Source organism: Arthrobacter sp. MA-N2 (assembly GCF_000517125.1).
Classification (GTDB): Bacteria; Actinomycetota; Actinomycetes; order Actinomycetales; family Micrococcaceae; genus Arthrobacter; species Arthrobacter methylotrophus.
On sequence record NZ_KI912156.1, the window covers coordinates 581,756 to 600,670 of the forward strand.

Consider the following 18,915-nt stretch of genomic DNA (forward strand, 5'->3'; position numbering starts at 1 on the left):
GATGGTACTGCACCCGGGAGGGTGTGGGAGAGTAGGACACCGCCGGACAACCATTAACGTTCAGGCCCCGACACACATGTCGGGGCCTGAACCATTTAAACCACCCACCCCACCACAACCACCCCCCACACGGGCCCCCGGAACCCCAACCCGCGGGCCCAAACCCTCCATCACCTATCGGGCGCTTCCCCCCAACCCTCCATCACCAATCCACCGGTTGCCAGCAACCCTCCATCACGTATCGGGCGTTTCACCCAAACCCTCCATCACGTACAAGTGAGCGGGCGTCCGACCCGAACCCTCCATCACGTACAAGTGAGCGGGCGTCCGACCCGAACCCTCCATCACCAATCCACCGGTTGCCAGCAACCCCCGATCACGTATGGGTGGATTCCCCCGGAGGAGTGTCCGTTTAACGGTGGATCCGCGGTTGGTGTTTGGTTGCGATTGCGGCAGTTTGAACCGGGCCCACTCCAGCGTTGATTTCATCGGGATTGTTCGTCCAACGATGATAGGCAGTGATGGAGTTGAGAGTGGAGCTATTTGCAAGGATCCGTCGGCACGCTCGGCTCAGCGAAAGCCAGCGGCGCTCACGGCGTGCCTGTTTCGGTCACCATCGCAAAGAACACCGACCGGAATGATTCGCCGGGAGGCTGACGGCGTTGACGTCCAGCAGGAGTTCTCCAGCTTCTTTAGCCCCCGTGTCGTTTCCGTTGAAGCAGACGGTGGGGCGGGCTTGCCGCTGCCCTCACGCAGCACCCAGTTAACCTGTTCGTCGCGAGCGTTAGAGGCAAAATTTTCGAAGTCGTCACGGGCCGGCCCGAGCGGGAGCCCGTCCGTCGTTGCCAGCCAGAAGAAGCAGACGGCCCAAGCCCGGAAACTTCACCCAGACTTCGACCGTCAATACCGAGCCAATCATCACCGCCGCAGGCTGGTCAGGCAAGTTGAGCCAGCCAGGATGGTTCGCAACCGATGGCTACGCTGCTTCTACGGGCGGCATTTGCTGGGCTATGGGAACCATGCGCGCCCGTATCGGCGTAGCGGCAATGCAATGCCTTCCAAGGTACCGTGCATTTCGTTTGTGAGCCCCCACGGAATCTGTCCGGGACCCTGAACCGCGCTGGAAAGTTCCGTGAGCAGCCCAGGAGCAGGCTTCTTCATCCTTTTCATCAGATCAGGAGGTCCCTGTTGCCGCCGGGAAAGACCGGGCAGGAGAGGCCGCTTGGATTGTGACGAACACACGCGCGACCAGACGACTCAAATCAAGCCGTGATCGATCCCTCGACTTGCTTGAACGTGGGTCCGGACCAGACTGCGAGTTCGCACCAACTTGGGCTCAAATGAAATTGGCATTGTCACCAGGAACTGCATGAACCTGCTTCAGGCGTTCTCCCAGGCGGGTGATCGCGGGGTACCGCTGGCCCCTTTGGACGGAGGACTCCACCTCCCAGACCGTGTTGAGCGCGTCCGGCAGGTCTTTGAGCCCGTCACAGACGGTGATGCCATGTCTTCGACGCGCCGCTTCTTGATCTCAGTCAGGCTCGAGAGCAAGAATTTGGTCCCTTGTCCGCCGTCCCCGGGCCCAGCAGTTGGTTCTGCCATCCGGTCATCTCGCCGATGACGTTCTCAGGGATCCCCGAGAAGGTGCCCTTTGAGGCCTTAGCGCCGAACACGTTGGCGAAGGGGGCCGGGATTTCCTTCGTCTGGCTACCGCTTCCAGAGCGGTCGCCAGAACCTTTCGTCAGGCTGTTCAACAGCCCGTCCGGGGCGACGAGCTCAATTCCCTGCTCTTGGCCCGGCCAGGAGCTGCTGCGCTAACTGTTGCTGACCCACTTCAGGCTCCATGGGAGACATGGTTCCGCCCACGATCAGGTCCTCGCCATCAGGCACTGCCCGGCGTGTCGGGCCAAACCAGATCGGTAAATGCTTTGGTGTTGGCGCCCGATTTGCGCAGCCCGAAGAAGGCGTGTAATGTCTTCTAAGTCGCCGCGAGGGAGACAGCCTAGAGCTGGGAACCACGGGTGACCAACCCCTTCGAATTGAGCCTAAACAGCTTGCGCTTTGTGCGCCGCAATTCGGAGGAATTCGAATGATGATCCTGTGCAATTGGTAGAAATGCCAATTTGCAAAGTGATGATGATTTGGGTAAGTTTGGGAAGTTGCTCCGGAGCGATCTTGGACCGTGTGGTTTGGGTGGTGTCGGGTGTGTCTGTTGTTTGAGAACTCAATAGTGTGCCAAGTTTGTTGATACCGATTTTTTATTGAATTGGTTGATTTTGCCGGGCCTTGTCTGTTTTTGTGGGTGGGGTCTGGTTTTCAGCTGGTTTCAAATTTTGTGCAGCCCTGTCGCCGTTGTTTCCGGTGGTGGTGGTTGTGTCTGTTTTTGTTTTACTTCAACGGAGAGTTTGATCCTGGCTCAGGATGAACGCTGGCGGCGTGCTTAACACATGCAAGTCGAACGATGATCTCCAGCTTGCTGGGGGGATTAGTGGCGAACGGGTGAGTAACACGTGAGTAACCTGCCCTTGACTCTGGGATAAGCCTGGGAAACTGGGTCTAATACCGGATATGACCGCTCCGCGCATGTGGTGGTGGTGGAAAGCTTTTGCGGTTTTGGATGGACTCGCGGCCTATCAGCTTGTTGGTGGGGTAATGGCCTACCAAGGCGACGACGGGTAGCCGGCCTGAGAGGGTGACCGGCCACACTGGGACTGAGACACGGCCCAGACTCCTACGGGAGGCAGCAGTGGGGAATATTGCACAATGGGCGAAAGCCTGATGCAGCGACGCCGCGTGAGGGATGACGGCCTTCGGGTTGTAAACCTCTTTCAGTAGGGAAGAAGCGTAAGTGACGGTACCTGCAGAAGAAGCGCCGGCTAACTACGTGCCAGCAGCCGCGGTAATACGTAGGGCGCAAGCGTTATCCGGAATTATTGGGCGTAAAGAGCTCGTAGGCGGTTTGTCGCGTCTGCTGTGAAAGACCGGGGCTCAACTCCGGTTCTGCAGTGGGTACGGGCAGACTAGAGTGATGTAGGGGAGACTGGAATTCCTGGTGTAGCGGTGAAATGCGCAGATATCAGGAGGAACACCGATGGCGAAGGCAGGTCTCTGGGCATTAACTGACGCTGAGGAGCGAAAGCATGGGGAGCGAACAGGATTAGATACCCTGGTAGTCCATGCCGTAAACGTTGGGCACTAGGTGTGGGGGACATTCCACGTTTTCCGCGCCGTAGCTAACGCATTAAGTGCCCCGCCTGGGGAGTACGGCCGCAAGGCTAAAACTCAAAGGAATTGACGGGGGCCCGCACAAGCGGCGGAGCATGCGGATTAATTCGATGCAACGCGAAGAACCTTACCAAGGCTTGACATGGACTAGTAAAGCGCAGAGATGCGTTCCCCTCTTGAGGCTGGTTCACAGGTGGTGCATGGTTGTCGTCAGCTCGTGTCGTGAGATGTTGGGTTAAGTCCCGCAACGAGCGCAACCCTCGTTCTATGTTGCCAGCGCGTGATGGCGGGGACTCATAGGAGACTGCCGGGGTCAACTCGGAGGAAGGTGGGGACGACGTCAAATCATCATGCCCCTTATGTCTTGGGCTTCACGCATGCTACAATGGCCGGTACAAAGGGTTGCGATACTGTGAGGTGGAGCTAATCCCAAAAAGCCGGTCTCAGTTCGGATTGGGGTCTGCAACTCGACCCCATGAAGTCGGAGTCGCTAGTAATCGCAGATCAGCAACGCTGCGGTGAATACGTTCCCGGGCCTTGTACACACCGCCCGTCAAGTCACGAAAGTTGGTAACACCCGAAGCCGGTGGCCTAACCCCTTTGTGGGAGGGAGCTGTCGAAGGTGGGACCGGCGATTGGGACTAAGTCGTAACAAGGTAGCCGTACCGGAAGGTGCGGCTGGATCACCTCCTTTCTAAGGAGCACCATTATTGCCCCTGTGCTGTCTGCATGGATGGTTCGGGGGTGTGTGGAAGCAAAGCCCATTGCGCAGGCGTTCGTTCTGCGGTGGGTGCTCATGGGTGGAATTTCAGCAGATAGCGGCCGGTGTTTTTTCTGTGCTTAGTACGGTTGTTCCTCGTTTTGCGGGGGGTGGTCTGGAAGGGTGCGGGGAGGGTGTTGGTGTTCGTGTTTGGCACACTGTTGGGTCCTGAGGCAACAGGGCCGGGAGGGGTTGGGTGGCCTGTGAGGGTTGTCTGGTTTGTTCCGGGTTTGTTTGTTTCTGGTTTCCTGGCTGCATGGTTCGTGCGTGTGGTTTCCTGTTCCTGTTGTGGGGGTGGGGGGCTGGTGCGGGGTGTGTGGTACGGGGTTGTTGTTTGAGAACTACATAGTGGACGCGAGCATCTAGGCGCGCGGCAGGCATTTTGGTGTTTGTTTGCGTGTCTTACAGCAATTTCTTTTTTATGAACCCGGCCATTTCGGTGGTTTGGTTCTTTCGAGAGTTTTTGATCTTTGTGTGGTCAAGTTTTTAAGGGCACACGGTGGATGCCTTGGCATTAGGAGCCGAAGAAGGACGTAGGAATCTGCGATAAGCCTGGGGGAGTCGATAACCGGACTGTGATCCCAGGATGTCCGAATGGGGAAACCCCGCCAGGGGCGTTTAGGCGTGATCTGGTGACCCGCATCTGAACACATAGGGTGTGTGGAGGGAACGCGGGGAAGTGAAACATCTCAGTACCCGCAGGAAGAGAAAACAAGAGTGATTCCGTTAGTAGTGGCGAGCGAACGCGGATGAGGCCAAACCGTTCCATGTGTGATAGCCGGCGGGCGTTGCATGGGCGGGGTTGTGGGACTTTCCGTACTGGTTCTGCCGGACCGGTGGGGTGTGGGTGCAGGCATAGGTGAACGGTCTTGAAAGGCCGGCCGGAGAGGGTGTTAGCCCCGTAACCGTAATGTTGTGTACCGCCTGGAGAGGATCCCAAGTAGCACGGGGCCCGAGAAATCCCGTGTGAATCTGTCAGGACCACCTGATAAGCCTAAATACTTCCTAATGACCGATAGCGGACCAGTACCGTGAGGGAAAGGTGAAAAGTACCCCGGGAGGGGAGTGAAACAGTACCTGAAACCGTGTGCTTACAATCCGTCGGAGCAGCCTTGTAGTTGTGACGGCGTGCCTTTTGAAGAATGAGCCTGCGAGTTAGTGTTACGTCGCGAGGTTAACCCGTGTGGGGTAGCCGTAGCGAAAGCGAGTCTGAATAGGGCGAGTTAGTGGCGTGATCTAGACCCGAAGCGGAGTGATCTACCCATGGCCAGGTTGAAGCGACGGTAAGACGTCGTGGAGGACCGAACCCACTTCAGTTGAAAATGGAGGGGATGAGCTGTGGGTAGGGGTGAAAGGCCAATCAAACTCCGTGATAGCTGGTTCTCCCCGAAATGCATTTAGGTGCAGCGTTGCGTGTTTCTTGCCGGAGGTAGAGCTACTGGATGGCCGATGGGCCCTACAAGGTTACTGACGTCAGCCAAACTCCGAATGCCGGTAAGTGAGAGCGCAGCAGTGAGACTGTGGGGGATAAGCTTCATAGTCGAGAGGGAAACAGCCCAGACCACCAACTAAGGCCCCTAAGCGTGTGCTAAGTGGGAAAGGATGTGGAGTTGCGAAGACAACCAGGAGGTTGGCTTAGAAGCAGCCATCCTTGAAAGAGTGCGTAATAGCTCACTGGTCAAGTGATTCCGCGCCGACAATGTAGCGGGGCTCAAGTACACCGCCGAAGTTGTGGATTTCAGATAGTAGACAAGCCTTCGTGGTTCAGTCGTCTGGAGTGGTAGGGGAGCGTCGTGTGGGCGGTGAAGTCGCGGTGTAAACCAGCGGTGGAGCCTACACGAGTGAGAATGCAGGCATGAGTAGCGAAAGACGGGTGAGAAACCCGTCCGCCGAATGATCAAGGGTTCCAGGGTCAAGCTAATCTGCCCTGGGTAAGTCGGGACCTAAGGCGAGGCCGACAGGCGTAGTCGATGGACAACGGGTTGATATTCCCGTACCGGCGAAGGACCGCCCATGCCAAGCGGGGGATACTAACCGCCCGGAGCCTGCCCAATCACCCTTGTGGTGTGCGGGTTTTGGCCGAGCGCGGGATCTGATCCCGGGAGGTAAGCGTATTAACAGGTGTGACGCAGGAAGGTAGCCGGGCCGGGCGATGGTTGCCCCGGTCTAAGGATGTAGGGTCAGCGATAGGCAAATCCGTCGCTGTGTCTTTGATGACGTTCCTGAGATCTGATGGGACCCCCGTTCGGGGGGATCCGGTGATCCTATGCTGCCTAGAAAAGCATCGACGCGAGGTTCCAGCCGCCCGTACCCCAAACCGACACAGGTGATCAGGTAGAGAATACCAAGGCGATCGAGAGAATTATGGTTAAGGAACTCGGCAAAATGCCCCCGTAACTTCGGGAGAAGGGGGGCCCCTACCTTGAACACCACTTGCTGGTGGGAGGGGATCGGGGCCGCAGAGACCAGGGGGAAGCGACTGTTTACTAAAAACACAGGTCCGTGCGAAGTCGCAAGACGATGTATACGGACTGACTCCTGCCCGGTGCTGGAAGGTTAAGAGGACCGGTTAGCCGCAAGGCGAAGCTGAGAATTTAAGCCCCAGTAAACGGCGGTGGTAACTATAACCATCCTAAGGTAGCGAAATTCCTTGTCGGGTAAGTTCCGACCTGCACGAATGGAGTAACGACTTCCCCGCTGTCTCAACCATAAACTCGGCGAAATTGCAGTACGAGTAAAGATGCTCGTTACGCGCAGCAGGACGGAAAGACCCCGAGACCTTTACTATAGTTTGGTATTGGTGTTCGGAGTGGCTTGTGTAGGATAGGTGGGAGACGTTGAAGCCCGGACGCCAGTTCGGGTGGAGTCATCGTTGAAATACCACTCTGGTCACTTTGGACATCTAACTTCGGCCCGTGATCCGGGTCAGGGACAGTGCCTGATGGGTAGTTTAACTGGGGCGGTTGCCTCCTAAAAAGTAACGGAGGCGCCCAAAGGTTCCCTCAGCCTGGTTGGCAATCAGGTGTCGAGTGTAAGTGCACAAGGGAGCTTGACTGTGAGAGAGACATCTCAAGCAGGGACGAAAGTCGGGACTAGTGATCCGGCGGTACATTGTGGAATGGCCGTCGCTCAACGGATAAAAGGTACCTCGGGGATAACAGGCTGATCTTGCCCAAGAGTCCATATCGACGGCATGGTTTGGCACCTCGATGTCGGCTCGTCGCATCCTGGGGCTGGAGTAGGTCCCAAGGGTTGGGCTGTTCGCCCATTAAAGCGGTACGCGAGCTGGGTTTAGAACGTCGTGAGACAGTTCGGTCCCTATCCGCTGCGCGCGCAGGAAATTTGAGAAGGGCTGTCCTTAGTACGAGAGGACCGGGACGGACGAACCTCTGGTGTGTCAGTTGTACTGCCAAGTGCACCGCTGATTAGCTACGTTCGGATGGGATAACCGCTGAAAGCATCTAAGCGGGAAGCTCGCTTCAAGATGAGATTTCCAGACACCTCGTGTGTGAGAGGCCCCCAGCCAGACCACTGGGTTGATAGGCCGGATGTGGAAGACAGGACTAAAGACTGTTGAAGCTGACCGGTACTAATAGGCCGATAACTTACACCACACAACCATTACTGCTTGCGTCCACTATGTGGTTCCCGAACAACAAAACCCGTTGCTCCAGGAACCAACAACCGAATAACAACACCACCAAACCCCTCAACCGGGTTTGGACAAGTTGTAACCAGACTTCCCACCCCCCGCCACACGGCGAAGGGGGACGGGTAACAGGGTTACGGCGGTCATAGCGTGGGGGAAACGCCCGGTCCCATTCCGAACCCGGAAGCTAAGACCCACAGCGCCGATGGTACTGCACCCGGGAGGGTGTGGGAGAGTAGGACACCGCCGGACAACCATTAATGTTCAGGCCCCGACACACATGTCGGGGCCTGAACCATTTAAACCACCCACCCAACCACACCCCCAACCCGCGGGCCCCCGGAACCCCAACCCTCCATCACCTATAGGTGAGCGGGCGTCCGGCCCGAACCCTCCATCACCAATCCACCGGTTGCCAGCAACCCTCCATCACGTATCGGGCGTTTCACCCAGACCCTCCATCACGTACAAGTGAGCGGGCGTCCGACCCGAACCGCGCATACGTCAGCCGGCGTCGGGCCCGGGACCGCGCATATGTGAGCTGGCGTCCGGCCGGAATCCGGCATAGGTGAGCGGGCGTCCGGCCGGAACCGCGCATACGTGAGCGGGCGTCTAGCCCGAGAAGAAGTCCGAGAGCTCGGCGATGAGTTTGTCCGGTGCCTTGATCACTCCATCGTGGCCGTGGCCGGGCAGGATGGTGTAGCTCGAGCCGGAGAGGACGTCGTGGATCTGGCCACAGGCCACTCCGAAGTAGGCCGGGCTCTTTTCCCCCACCACAATGAGCGTCTCGAGCGGGAGCTCGAGGAAGGGCTCTGCGGGCATGTCAGCGGCGATGACTGCCTTGATTTCCCGGACGCCGGCCTGCATGAGTTCGCGCATCTGTTTGCCCATGGGGGTCCCGGCGGTTAGCTTGTTGACCAGCGTCAGCATGGACAGCGGCATCCTTGCGAAGGCGCCTTCCGTTTCGACGCCCTTCACGAGAACAGCGAGCCCACGGTCAAAGTCTCCGGCCGCCGTCGCGCGCTCGTATTCGCTCGTCCAATCGGCTTTCACGCTGTGGTTGACGGAGACTGCGGGGTCGTAGACCGCCAGGCGTTCCACGGGCAGCGTGCGCGCCGCGTGAAGTGCCACTGCGCCTCCGAAGCTGTGGCCGAAGACGTCGGTGCTGGCCGTGTGCTTCATGACTTCGGAAAGATCCCGGATGTCGACGTCCAGGGTATAGTCCTCGGGTTGTGGTGACGATTCGCCACGGCCACGGCGGTTGAATGTGTGCACGGGTCGGCCAAGGGCAGCACTGAGTTTCTGGGCGAACTTGGAGTAGTCTGCTGCGGTCACCATCGAGGCCGGCACGACGATGACGCCGGAGCCGGCAGCGGCCCGCTCACCGCCCGTCGTGAAGAGCTCGAGGGTTCCGCCGTCGGCCGTTGTGATGTTCTCGCGCGTCATGCTTCGAGCCTAACGGAGCCGCAGGGTTCCGTCAGTTCCTGAAATAGCTGGAAATGTCCGTCACGAGTTCCTTCACGGCAGCTGGAATGGACCCGTGGAAGCCTTTCGGTGACACCACGATCGTGCTTCCTGGGACGGCTGCGTACAGTCTCTCGGCGATGACCTTGTAGTACTCCGGGCTCTTGCTACCGACCATGAACCGCGTGCTTCGGGGAAGCACGGAGAAGTCCCGGGGGCGTGCGGCCTCGTTGTAGGCGGCTTTGAGCTCGGCTACGCCCGTTGGCATGAGTTCCCTGAGCATCTTATTGACCTTGGTGTGGGAAACGACGGCCATGAGTCCTGCCAAGATAGGCTCCGGTATGCGGGCCAAGGCCGTCCCGGGTTGCATTCCCCGCTTCAGCCTGGCCATGGCGCGCCCCACCTTCCCGCTATCCACGGATTGGGCAAAGCCGTCCAGCCAACCGGTGTCCATGCTCCCGTCGATATTCACGGCGGCGTCGTAGACAGCAAGTTTGTCCGGCTCGTAGCTGGTTCCCGCAAACTCCTGGACAGCGTTGAGCGCCACGGACCCTCCTAGGCTGTGGCCCAGGAGGTTTCTGGCTCCTGTTGCGTCCATGATGCTGCGGACGTCCGAGATTTCCGTGGCCATGGAATAGTTTGCGGGTAGTTCCGATGAGCTGCCCCGGCCCCTGCGATCGTAGACGTCGACCGCCCAGTCCTCGCCGAGTCCCTTGGACAGCGCCATGGAAAAAGGCCGGTAGATGAGTGCGGTCAGGAAGGCGCCGCCAATGAGCACCACCCGGCGCTCTCCGGGGGCATCCACCGAGCCGTAACTGTATAAGGCGAGTTTGCCGCCGTCGGGCGTTGGGACCTCACGTTCTCTCACCGTTTTATCCTAGGTCGGGGCTGTCGTCGCCCCTCGCTCGGGCCAGGTAGCGGGCAATTCTGACCGCGAGTTGCTTCCCCGGCCTGAGGGGACCTTCGTGGAACTGCAAGGGGACTACCGAGAAATCCACCACTGGAACGGCATCCGCGAGCTGCCGGGCGATCTCGGCAAAGTACGCCGGACTCCACCCTCCGCTGAGCATCAGGGTTGGCGTTTTCAACTCCGCAAAGTCTTGAATATGCGAGTCGGTGTCGATGATCGCCCGCATCTCCAGTACCGCCGTCGGCAGCAGTTCCCTCATCTCGGATCCCAACCTCGTCTTGGCGGAGAGGATGCTGATCACTCGCAAGGCCCCCAGCGGCAAATACGAAATAGGGCCGGCCGTGCCTAGCCCCTGGACCAAATGCGCCCACCCATGGTCGAGTTGGCCGGCCGTGACGGCTGCTTCCAGTTGGGGTCGCCAGCGCCCGTTCAAGTTGCCGGAGAGGGAAACAGCGGCGTCGTACGTGACGAGGCGTGAAATGGGTGCGCGCAACGCTGCCTGGAGCGCCACGAATCCGCCGTAGCTGTGCCCAACAACATCTGTGGATCCGCTCGCCTCCATGACGGAAAGCAAATCGCTGGTCTCCGTCGCGGCGGAGTAGTCAGGCGGTTGCGGTGCCGAGCGGCCACGGCCGCGTCGGTTGTAGGAATGCACCGGCCGGCCAAGCAGGACGCTGAGGTTCCTCGCGAAGGGCCAGTAAAGCGCATCGGTCACCAAGGTGCCATGAACAAGTACGACGCCGGGGCCTTCCGCTGCGCTTTGAGCGCCGGGAATGGACGCCGCGGCCGCCGGTCGGAACGAATGCACCTCAAGGTGGCCGCCGTCGTCGTCGGTTTCAACTGTCCATGTCTCCACAGCCTGAGTCTATGTTGCCGTGAACGCAGAAGGGGAGGACTGGGGAACTCTCAGGAGGTGGATAGGGAACTCTAGGGAATCCCCGGTAAACTTGGGAATTGTGACTTCCGCAAACACCCCTTCCCCGCATACCTCCGCAGAGCCGGCCGACGCCAGCGAACAGATGCGCATCCGCATGGAAAAGCGCAGCAAGCTCATCGAGCGCGGAACAGAGGCCTACCCGGTGGGTGTTGAGCGGACTCATTCCCTCGCTGAGATCCGCGAAAAGTACGGCCACCTCCAGGCAGACGAAACCACCGGCGACACCGTTGGTATCACTGGCCGCGTCGTTTTTGTGCGCAATACCGGAAAGCTTTGCTTCGCCACCCTCCAGGAAGGCGGGGTTGACGGGAAGGGCGTGCGGCTTCAGGCCATGCTCAGCTTGGCAAACGTGGGCGAGGAAATGCTCGCCGACTGGAAAGCGCTGGTGGATCTGGGAGACCACGTTTTCATCAAGGGCGAGGTCATTTCCTCCCGGCGGGGAGAGCTGTCGGTGATGGCTGACTCCTGGTCCATGGCGTCCAAGGCGCTGCGGCCGCTGCCGGTGCTGCATGCGGAATTGAACGAGGAAACCCGCGTCAGGCAGCGCTATGTTGACCTGATGGTCCGCGATGAGGCCCGGGAAATGGTTTACACCCGCGCTGCGATCATCCGCTCGATTCGCGACACTTTGGATCGGCGCGGTTATGTGGAGGTGGAGACTCCCATCCTGCAGCTCGTCCACGGTGGCGCTACGGCCCGTCCTTTCGAGACGCACATGAATGCCTTCGACCAGAAGATGACGCTGCGCATCGCCACGGAGCTTTTCCTCAAGCGCGCCGTGGTGGGTGGAATCGACCGCGTCTACGACATGGGCCGCGTCTTCCGCAACGAAGGCGTCGACTCCACGCACAGCCCCGAATTCACCACCTTGGAATGCTACGAGGCGTGGGCAGACCAGTTCGTCATGGCCGAGCGCATGAAGGAAATCATCCTGAACGTCGCGGACGTCTTGGGCACCCGCACCATCCGGACGGATGCCGGAGAAATCGACCTCGACGGCGAATGGGCTTGGGTTGCCGTCTACCCGGGACTCTCCGAGGCGATTGGCGAGGAGATTACCCCCGACACCTCGGTGGCGGAGTTGCAGGCGATTGCCGCCAGGCACGAGGTCAAAGTGGATCCGAAGTGGGACGCCGAAAAGGTTGTGGTCGAATTATTCGGCGAGATCGTCGAGCCCACACTGCTCAACCCCACCTTCGTCTACAACTACCCGCCTTCTGCGCAGCCCCTTGCGCGCCCGCATCGGGAGGACGGCCGGCTGATCGAGGCTTGGGACCTCATCATCGGCGGTATGGAACGGGGCACGGCATTCTCTGAGCTGATTGACCCCGTCATCCAGCGCGAACGCCTCACGGAGCAGTCGCGCCGTTCAGCCGCGGGCGACGTCGAAGCCATGCAGCTGGATGAGGACTTCCTGCGAGCCCTTGAGTACGGTGCTCCGCCCATGGGCGGCATCGGCCTCGGCATCGACCGCTTGGTCATGCTGTTCACCGGAGTAGGCATCCGGGAAACCATCTTGTTCCCACTCCTCAAGCCAGAAGGTCACTGACCATGGAATACATTGCCGTTCTTGCACCGTCCGTCGTGGTCGGGCTGCTCTTTTGGTTTGCCATGAAGGCTATCTTCAACGCAGACAAATCAGAGCGCCAAGCAGAAGCCCGCGCGCAGGAAGAAGCCGGATTCGGAATATCGAAGCCGACTGGCGACGGTTCAACACCTGCCAATTAGCCCTTTCTTGGGGCTGCTCCACAGGATTTAATAGCGCCTTAGGCGATCTCTTTGACGTTCTCTTTGACGAGGTGCCATGACCTGGACGATAATCATTAATTAGCAGTCCAGCTATTCTGCATATCCGACACCTCCAAAAGAGAGTCCATTCATGGCACAGAAAGTCAAAATTATCCTCGTTGACGACCTGGACGAGGGCGCCGCGGATGAAACTATCCGCTTCGGGCTCGATGGAGTCAGTTACGAAATGGATCTGTCCAGTGCTAACGCGGCCAAGCTGCGGGACGCCCTTGGGCCGTTTGTAGCCAAGGCACGCAAGACCTCCACCGGTCGCGCAACGCGCAGTCGTGTTGCCGCGGGGAGAAATCAGGACTCCGCACAGATCCGTCAATGGGCCCGCGAGAACGGTTATACCGTAAACAGCCGTGGCCGTATTCAGGCTGAAATTCAGGAAGCCTACCAGAAGGCCAATTCCTGACACCTAGTATCAATACCCCGGCCCGAGGGCCGGGGTATTGTCATTTCCGCATCAGTTTCGCAGCTCGCTCGTGGAGCTGGCAGTATCGCGGCACTATCCGGCGGGGCTTGGAGCCGGACGTGGATATTCACAATGTCGACGCGACGTTTGCCGGGAAGAACGACGGCGGTGGGCCGGCTCGCGGGGGTGGCGGCGCGACTCCGCTTGCTTGGCCAAGCCCCCGGATGCAGTCTCCACGTGTGTCCTGAACTTCGTTGATGGCATGTGTCAACTTATTCCCTGCCACGGCATGTTTCCCCTGTGGCGAACACGCCCCAAAATTCCTGCGTTGCCACGTAGCATCAAAGTACGTCGTAGCTAGGAGTGTGGCGAAATGTTTGAGAGATTTACGGACCGTGCCCGTCGCGTTGTTGTGCTTGCCCAAGAAGAGGCACGCATGCTCAACCATAACTACATCGGTACCGAGCACATCCTCTTGGGTCTGATCCATGAGGGTGAAGGCGTTGCCGCCAAGGCGCTTGAGTCCCTGGGCATTTCGCTCGATGGAGTCCGCGAGCAAGTGCAGGAGATCATCGGCCAGGGCCAGCAAGCCCCGTCCGGTCACATCCCCTTTACCCCGCGCGCCAAGAAAGTGCTTGAGCTTTCGCTCCGGGAGGCCTTGCAGCTCGGCCACAACTACATCGGTACCGAGCACATCCTGCTTGGCCTCATCCGCGAGGGCGAAGGCGTTGCCGCGCAGGTCCTCGTCAAGCTTGGCGCCGACCTCAACCGCGTCCGCCAGCAGGTCATCCAGCTGCTCTCCGGCTACCAGGGCAAGGAGGCTGCGGGCTCCGGTTCGGGACCTGGCCAGCAGGAAGGCACGCCCGCTGGTTCGGTGGTGCTGGACCAGTTCGGCCGCAACCTGACCCAGGCTGCACGCGAAAACAAGCTCGATCCCGTGATCGGCCGCGAGCAGGAAATGGAACGCGTCATGCAGGTCCTTTCCCGCCGCACCAAGAACAACCCCGTGCTGATCGGTGAGCCCGGCGTCGGCAAGACCGCCGTCGTCGAAGGCCTCGCCCAGGCGATTGTCCGCGGTGACGTCCCGGAGACCATCAGGGACAAGCAGCTCTACACGCTTGACCTCGGTTCCCTCGTGGCCGGGTCCCGCTACCGTGGTGATTTCGAAGAGCGGCTGAAGAAGGTCCTGAAGGAAATCCGGACCCGCGGGGACATCATCCTCTTCATCGACGAGATCCATACGCTGGTGGGTGCCGGCGCTGCCGAGGGTGCCATCGATGCCGCATCGATCCTCAAGCCGATGCTGGCCCGTGGTGAACTCCAGACCATCGGTGCCACCACCCTGGACGAGTACCGCAAGCACATCGAGAAGGATGCCGCTCTGGAACGCCGCTTCCAGCCGATCCAGGTCAAGGAACCCTCCGTCGCGCACGCGATTGAGATCCTCAAGGGCCTGCGTGACCGCTACGAAGCACACCACCGGGTGACCATCACCGACGGCGCCCTTGCTTCTGCGGCAACGCTCGCCGAGCGCTACATCTCGGACCGCTTCCTGCCGGACAAGGCGATCGACTTGATCGACGAGGCCGGTGCACGCCTGCGCATTCGCCGCATGACGGCTCCGCCGGAGCTCAAGGCCATGGATGAGCGCATCGCCGAGGTCAAGATGGAGAAGGAATCGGCCATCGACGCCCAGGACTTCGAGGGTGCCGCCTCGCTGCGCGACAAGGAGCAGAAGCTCATTGCCGAGCGTGCCGAGAAGGAACGCAACTGGAAGTCCGGCGGTATGGACGATATCTCCGAGGTGGACGAAGAGCTGATCGCCGAAGTTCTCGCGAACTCCACGGGTATCCCGGTCTTCAAGCTCACTGAGGAAGAATCCAGCCGTCTGCTGAAGATGGAAGAAGAACTGCACAAGCGGGTTGTCGGCCAGGACGAGGCCATCCGTGCCCTCTCCCAGGCAATCCGCCGCACACGTGCAGGCCTGAAGGATCCCAAGCGTCCCGGTGGCTCGTTCATCTTCGCCGGACCCACCGGCGTCGGCAAGACCGAGCTCGCCAAGGCGCTGGCTGAATTCCTGTTCGGTGACGAGGACGCCCTCATTACGCTGGACATGTCCGAGTACTCCGAGAAGCACACGGTTTCGCGTCTCTTCGGTGCACCTCCGGGCTACGTGGGCTACGAAGAGGGTGGTCAGCTGACCGAGAAGGTCCGCCGTCGTCCGTTCTCCGTGGTGCTGTTCGACGAAGTGGAGAAGGCCCACGCCGATCTCTTCAACTCGCTGCTGCAGATCCTGGAAGACGGCCGCCTGACCGACTCCCAGGGCCGCGTGGTGGACTTCAAGAACACGGTGATCATCATGACCACCAACCTGGGCACCCGCGATATCTCCAAGAGCGTGGCCACGGGCTTCCAGTCCGGCACGGACACCACCACCGGGTACAACCGGATGCGGGCACGGGTCACCGAAGAGCTCAAGCAGCACTTCCGCCCCGAGTTCCTCAACCGCGTTGACGACGTCGTGGTGTTCCCGCAGCTCACGCAGGACGAGATCATCGAGATCGTGGACCTGTTCGTCACGCGCCTCGAGGGCCGCCTCAAGGACAAGGACATGGGGATCGAGCTCACCACGGCCGCCAAGGTCCTCCTGGCGACCCGTGGCTACGATCCCGCCATGGGTGCCCGGCCGCTGCGCCGCACCATCCAGCGCGAGATCGAGGACCAGCTCTCCGAGAAGATCCTCTTCGGCGAACTGCACCCGGGTGACATCGTGGTGGTCGACGTGGACGGCGAAGGCGATGAAGCGAAGTTCACCTTCGCGGGCAACGCCAAGCCTCGCATCCCGGAAATCGCTCCGAGCGCGTAAGTTTCGAACCAAGAGCCCCGTCCCCTCCCGAAAAGGAGCGGACGGGGTTTTTGCGTTCCCGGGCCATATAAAGGCCCAGGTCTGAAATAACTGTTTCACTCATAGTGAACCTTCTGTGATCTGTCCCACATTACGTGTTGAATCGGAGCATGGATTCGATTGCCTCAGAGACCCCGAGTGAACAACCCGAAACTCCGTTCCACGATCTGGACCACTACCTGGCCATCCCCCGGGTTAGCGGCCTGGCCCTTAGTCCAGACGGAAACCGCCTGGTCACGACGGTTTCCACCCTTAATGCCAAAGGCACTGAATACGTCACGGCTCTTTGGGAGCTTGATCCAGCCGGAAGAAAGCACGCGCGCCGGATTACGCGCAGCGCCAAGGGCGAGACCGGTGCGGTATTTGCGGCAAACGGCGATCTCTATTTCACTTCCGCCCGTCCCGACCCGGACAGCCCCGAAACCGAGCCCGTGAGCGCATTGTGGCTTCTGCTTGCCGACGGTGGCGAGGCCCGGGTGGTGCACTCCCGTTCTGGCGGCATCGGGGGCGTCATGGCCGCATCGGCCGCGGATGCCACTTTCGTCACTGCTTCGGTCCTGGCCGGTTCAAGCGATGAGGAAAACGACGAGGCGCGGCGGAAGAGCCGCAAGGACAACAAAGTGGCGGCCATTCTTCACACGGGGTACCCGGTCCGCTATTGGGACGCCGATCTCGGCCCGGCCCAGCCCCGGCTGTTTGCCGTGGAAAGCGGGGATGCTGCGGAGTCTGGAAAGCCAGCGACCGTGGACGCTACCGCGCCCCTGAAGCTGCGCAACCTGACTCCGGGCGTCGGCGGCAACCTCCGCAACACCCGGGCAGTAGTCAGTCCGGACGGGAAGACGATCTATACGAGCCTCGCCAAGCCGCTCGCGAAGGCGGATACACGCTTTGTGCTCGCCGCCGTCGACGTTGCCTCAGGGTCCCTCAAGGTGCTCCTTGATCATGAGGGAATGAGCTATTTCCCGGGCCCGGTCAGCCCTGATAACAACATCCTTGCGGTCGTCAGCGAAAGCGACAGCACTCCCGGGAAGGCGCCCGAGGTCAAACTCCATCTCCTCAACGTCGCGGCGGGAGAGAACACCGACTTCGAACCGCTCGCGCCCGGCTGGGACCGCTGGGGCAGTCCGGCGGCTTGGCTTCCGAATGGGCGCTCGCTCCTGGTCACAGCCGACGACGACGGCGCCACGCCGGTTTTCCGGGTCGCCCTCGCCGACGGTACGGTCACCCGCGTCACACAAGACACGGCGGCGTACACCGACGTCGTGGTTTCTCCGGACGGGCTGAGCGCGTTCGCGTTGCGCAGCTCATATGAATTCCCGGCGGAGCCCGTCCGGATCGACCTTGGCACGGGGGACGTCGAGCGGCTTCCTGCGCCGGCCGAACGCCCAGCGATCAAAGGCTCGTTGGAGCGGGTGGAGACCAACGCGGCTGACGGATCGCGCATTCCGGCCTACCTCGCGCTCCCGGAAGGAGCATCGGAGGCAAACCCGGTGCCCCTGCTGTTGTGGATCCACGGTGGTCCCTTGGGCTCGTGGAATGCCTGGACGTGGCGGTGGAATCCTTGGCTGCTCGTGTCGAAAGGGTACGCCGTGCTGCTCCCGGACCCCGCACTGTCCACCGGGTACGGACAGCAATTCATCCAACGCGGTTGGGGCGAATGGGGCAAAGCGCCGTTTACGGACCTCATGTCCATTACTGACGCGGTGGTCAGCCGGCCTGATATTGACCAGACGCGGACTGCCGCAATGGGCGGATCATTCGGCGGATACATGGCCAACTGGGTGGCGGGCCAGACGGATCGTTTCAAGGCGATCGTGACGCACGCCAGTTTGTGGGCCTTGGACCAGTTTGGGCCCACCACGGATGCCTCGCAGTACTGGCTCAAGGAAATGACCGCCGAGATGGCGATGGAAAACTCACCCCATCTCCATGTCGAAAAGATCGAAACCCCCATGTTGGTGATCCACGGTGACAAGGACTACCGGGTGCCAATCGGCGAGGGGCTGAGGCTTTGGTACGAGCTGCTTTCCAGCTCCGGGCTGCCGGCCGACGAGAACGGCGAGACCCAACACCGTTTCCTGTACTTCCCGGACGAAAACCATTGGATCCTGCAGCCGCAGCACGCCAAGGTCTGGTACGGCGTCGTGGAGCACTTCCTGGCCAAGCAGGTGCTCGGACAGGACATCCCCGTTCCCGAGGAGCTCGGGCTATAGGGGGTGCACATAGGATAGGGCTGTGACTTCGACCTTCAGTATCCGCCCTGCCCGCACCGGTGACGTTGCCGCGATTAAGAGGCTTGTGGCACCGCTGGCAGAGCAGCGAATCCTGATGGCCAAGGAAACCGTGGCCTACTACGAGAGCCTTCAGGAGTTTCGGATCGCCGAGTCGTCCGACGGCGAGGTGATCGGTTGCGGGGCCTTGCATGTCATGTGGGAAGATCTGGCCGAGGTGCGCACTTTGGCGGCGGAAGACAGTTGGCGGGGCAAGGGCGTGGGCCACGTCCTTGTTCAGCAGCTCTTGGAAGACGCGCGAGCATTGGGAGTTGCCAGGGTTTTCTGCCTGACGTTCGAAGTGGATTTCTTCAAGCGCCACGGATTCGAAGTCATGGCAGACCAGACCGCCGTCGACCCCCAGGTCTACTCGGAACTGCTCCGCTCCCACGACGAAGGCGTGGCCGAGTTCCTCGATTTGGCCCGGGTGAAGCCCAACACCTTGGGAAACACCCGAATGATCAAGGTCCTCTAGCTTCGAGTGCTTCTCCTGGTTCTTAGCCAGGGGAGCCTGTGCCATCGGTTTTTCCGGGCTGCAGCTTTCTCTCCGGGGAGCAATCCCCTACCGTGCCCGGGGCGCTGGTAGTAG

Annotated in this window: 9 protein-coding genes and 3 rRNA genes; 9 read left to right on the plus strand and 3 right to left on the minus strand. The window is 60.3% G+C overall.

Going from position 1 to position 18,915, the window contains the following annotated elements:
* Positions 1-2,393 precede the first annotated feature (2,393 nt).
* The 3 genes from A3M3_RS0121040 (at position 2,394) to rrf (ending at position 7,886) form a co-directional block, all read left to right on the plus strand.
* A 16S ribosomal RNA gene (locus tag A3M3_RS0121040) occupies positions 2,394-3,919 on the plus strand.
* Between the two features lie 542 nt (positions 3,920-4,461).
* A 23S ribosomal RNA gene (locus A3M3_RS0121045) occupies positions 4,462-7,599 on the plus strand.
* Positions 7,600-7,769: 170 nt separating this feature from the next.
* Positions 7,770-7,886 (plus strand): 5S ribosomal RNA (gene rrf, locus A3M3_RS0121050).
* Together the 16S, 23S and 5S rRNA genes form the textbook arrangement of a ribosomal RNA operon.
* Before the next feature lie 360 nt (positions 7,887-8,246).
* Here rrf and A3M3_RS0121055 read toward each other — a convergent pair.
* The 3 genes from A3M3_RS0121055 to A3M3_RS0121065 are packed head-to-tail and all read right to left on the minus strand — an operon-like array spanning position 8,247 to position 10,864.
* Positions 8,247-9,080, minus strand: a complete 834-nt coding sequence (locus A3M3_RS0121055) for an alpha/beta fold hydrolase (protein WP_028267992.1) — start codon at positions 9,078-9,080, stop codon at positions 8,247-8,249.
* A 31-nt stretch (positions 9,081-9,111) separates the two neighbouring features.
* Positions 9,112-9,966: an alpha/beta fold hydrolase gene (locus tag A3M3_RS0121060; RefSeq protein ID WP_028267993.1), complete on the minus strand. Its 855-nt coding sequence runs from the start codon at positions 9,964-9,966 to the stop codon at positions 9,112-9,114.
* Positions 9,967-9,970: 4 nt separating this feature from the next.
* Positions 9,971-10,864 (minus strand): alpha/beta fold hydrolase, encoded by an 894-nt coding sequence (locus A3M3_RS0121065; RefSeq protein ID WP_028267994.1) that lies wholly within the window; start codon positions 10,862-10,864, stop codon positions 9,971-9,973.
* A gap of 100 nt (positions 10,865-10,964) precedes the next feature.
* Here A3M3_RS0121065 and lysS point away from each other — a divergent pair, with 100 nt between their 5' ends.
* The 6 genes from lysS (at position 10,965) to A3M3_RS0121095 (ending at position 18,801) form a co-directional block, all read left to right on the plus strand.
* On the plus strand, positions 10,965-12,494 hold the full coding sequence (gene lysS, locus A3M3_RS0121070) for a lysine--tRNA ligase (RefSeq protein ID WP_028267995.1): 1,530 nt from the start codon (positions 10,965-10,967) through the stop codon (positions 12,492-12,494).
* 2 nt (positions 12,495-12,496) lie between these two features.
* Entirely contained in the window at positions 12,497-12,673 is a 177-nt protein-coding gene (locus A3M3_RS28625) for a hypothetical protein (RefSeq protein WP_197023346.1), read from the plus strand.
* Positions 12,674-12,824: 151 nt separating this feature from the next.
* A complete protein-coding gene (locus tag A3M3_RS0121080) occupies positions 12,825-13,151 on the plus strand; it encodes a histone-like nucleoid-structuring protein Lsr2 (protein WP_028267996.1) in 327 nt (108 codons plus the stop codon).
* Positions 13,152-13,524: 373 nt separating this feature from the next.
* Positions 13,525-16,017 (plus strand): ATP-dependent Clp protease ATP-binding subunit, encoded by a 2,493-nt coding sequence (locus tag A3M3_RS0121085; RefSeq protein WP_028267997.1) that lies wholly within the window; start codon positions 13,525-13,527, stop codon positions 16,015-16,017.
* Between the two features lie 149 nt (positions 16,018-16,166).
* Positions 16,167-18,269: a S9 family peptidase gene (locus A3M3_RS0121090; protein ID WP_028267998.1), complete on the plus strand. Its 2,103-nt coding sequence runs from the start codon at positions 16,167-16,169 to the stop codon at positions 18,267-18,269.
* Between the two features lie 22 nt (positions 18,270-18,291).
* Entirely contained in the window at positions 18,292-18,801 is a 510-nt protein-coding gene (locus tag A3M3_RS0121095; protein ID WP_028267999.1) for an amino-acid N-acetyltransferase, read from the plus strand.
* Positions 18,802-18,915: the final 114 nt, after the last annotated feature.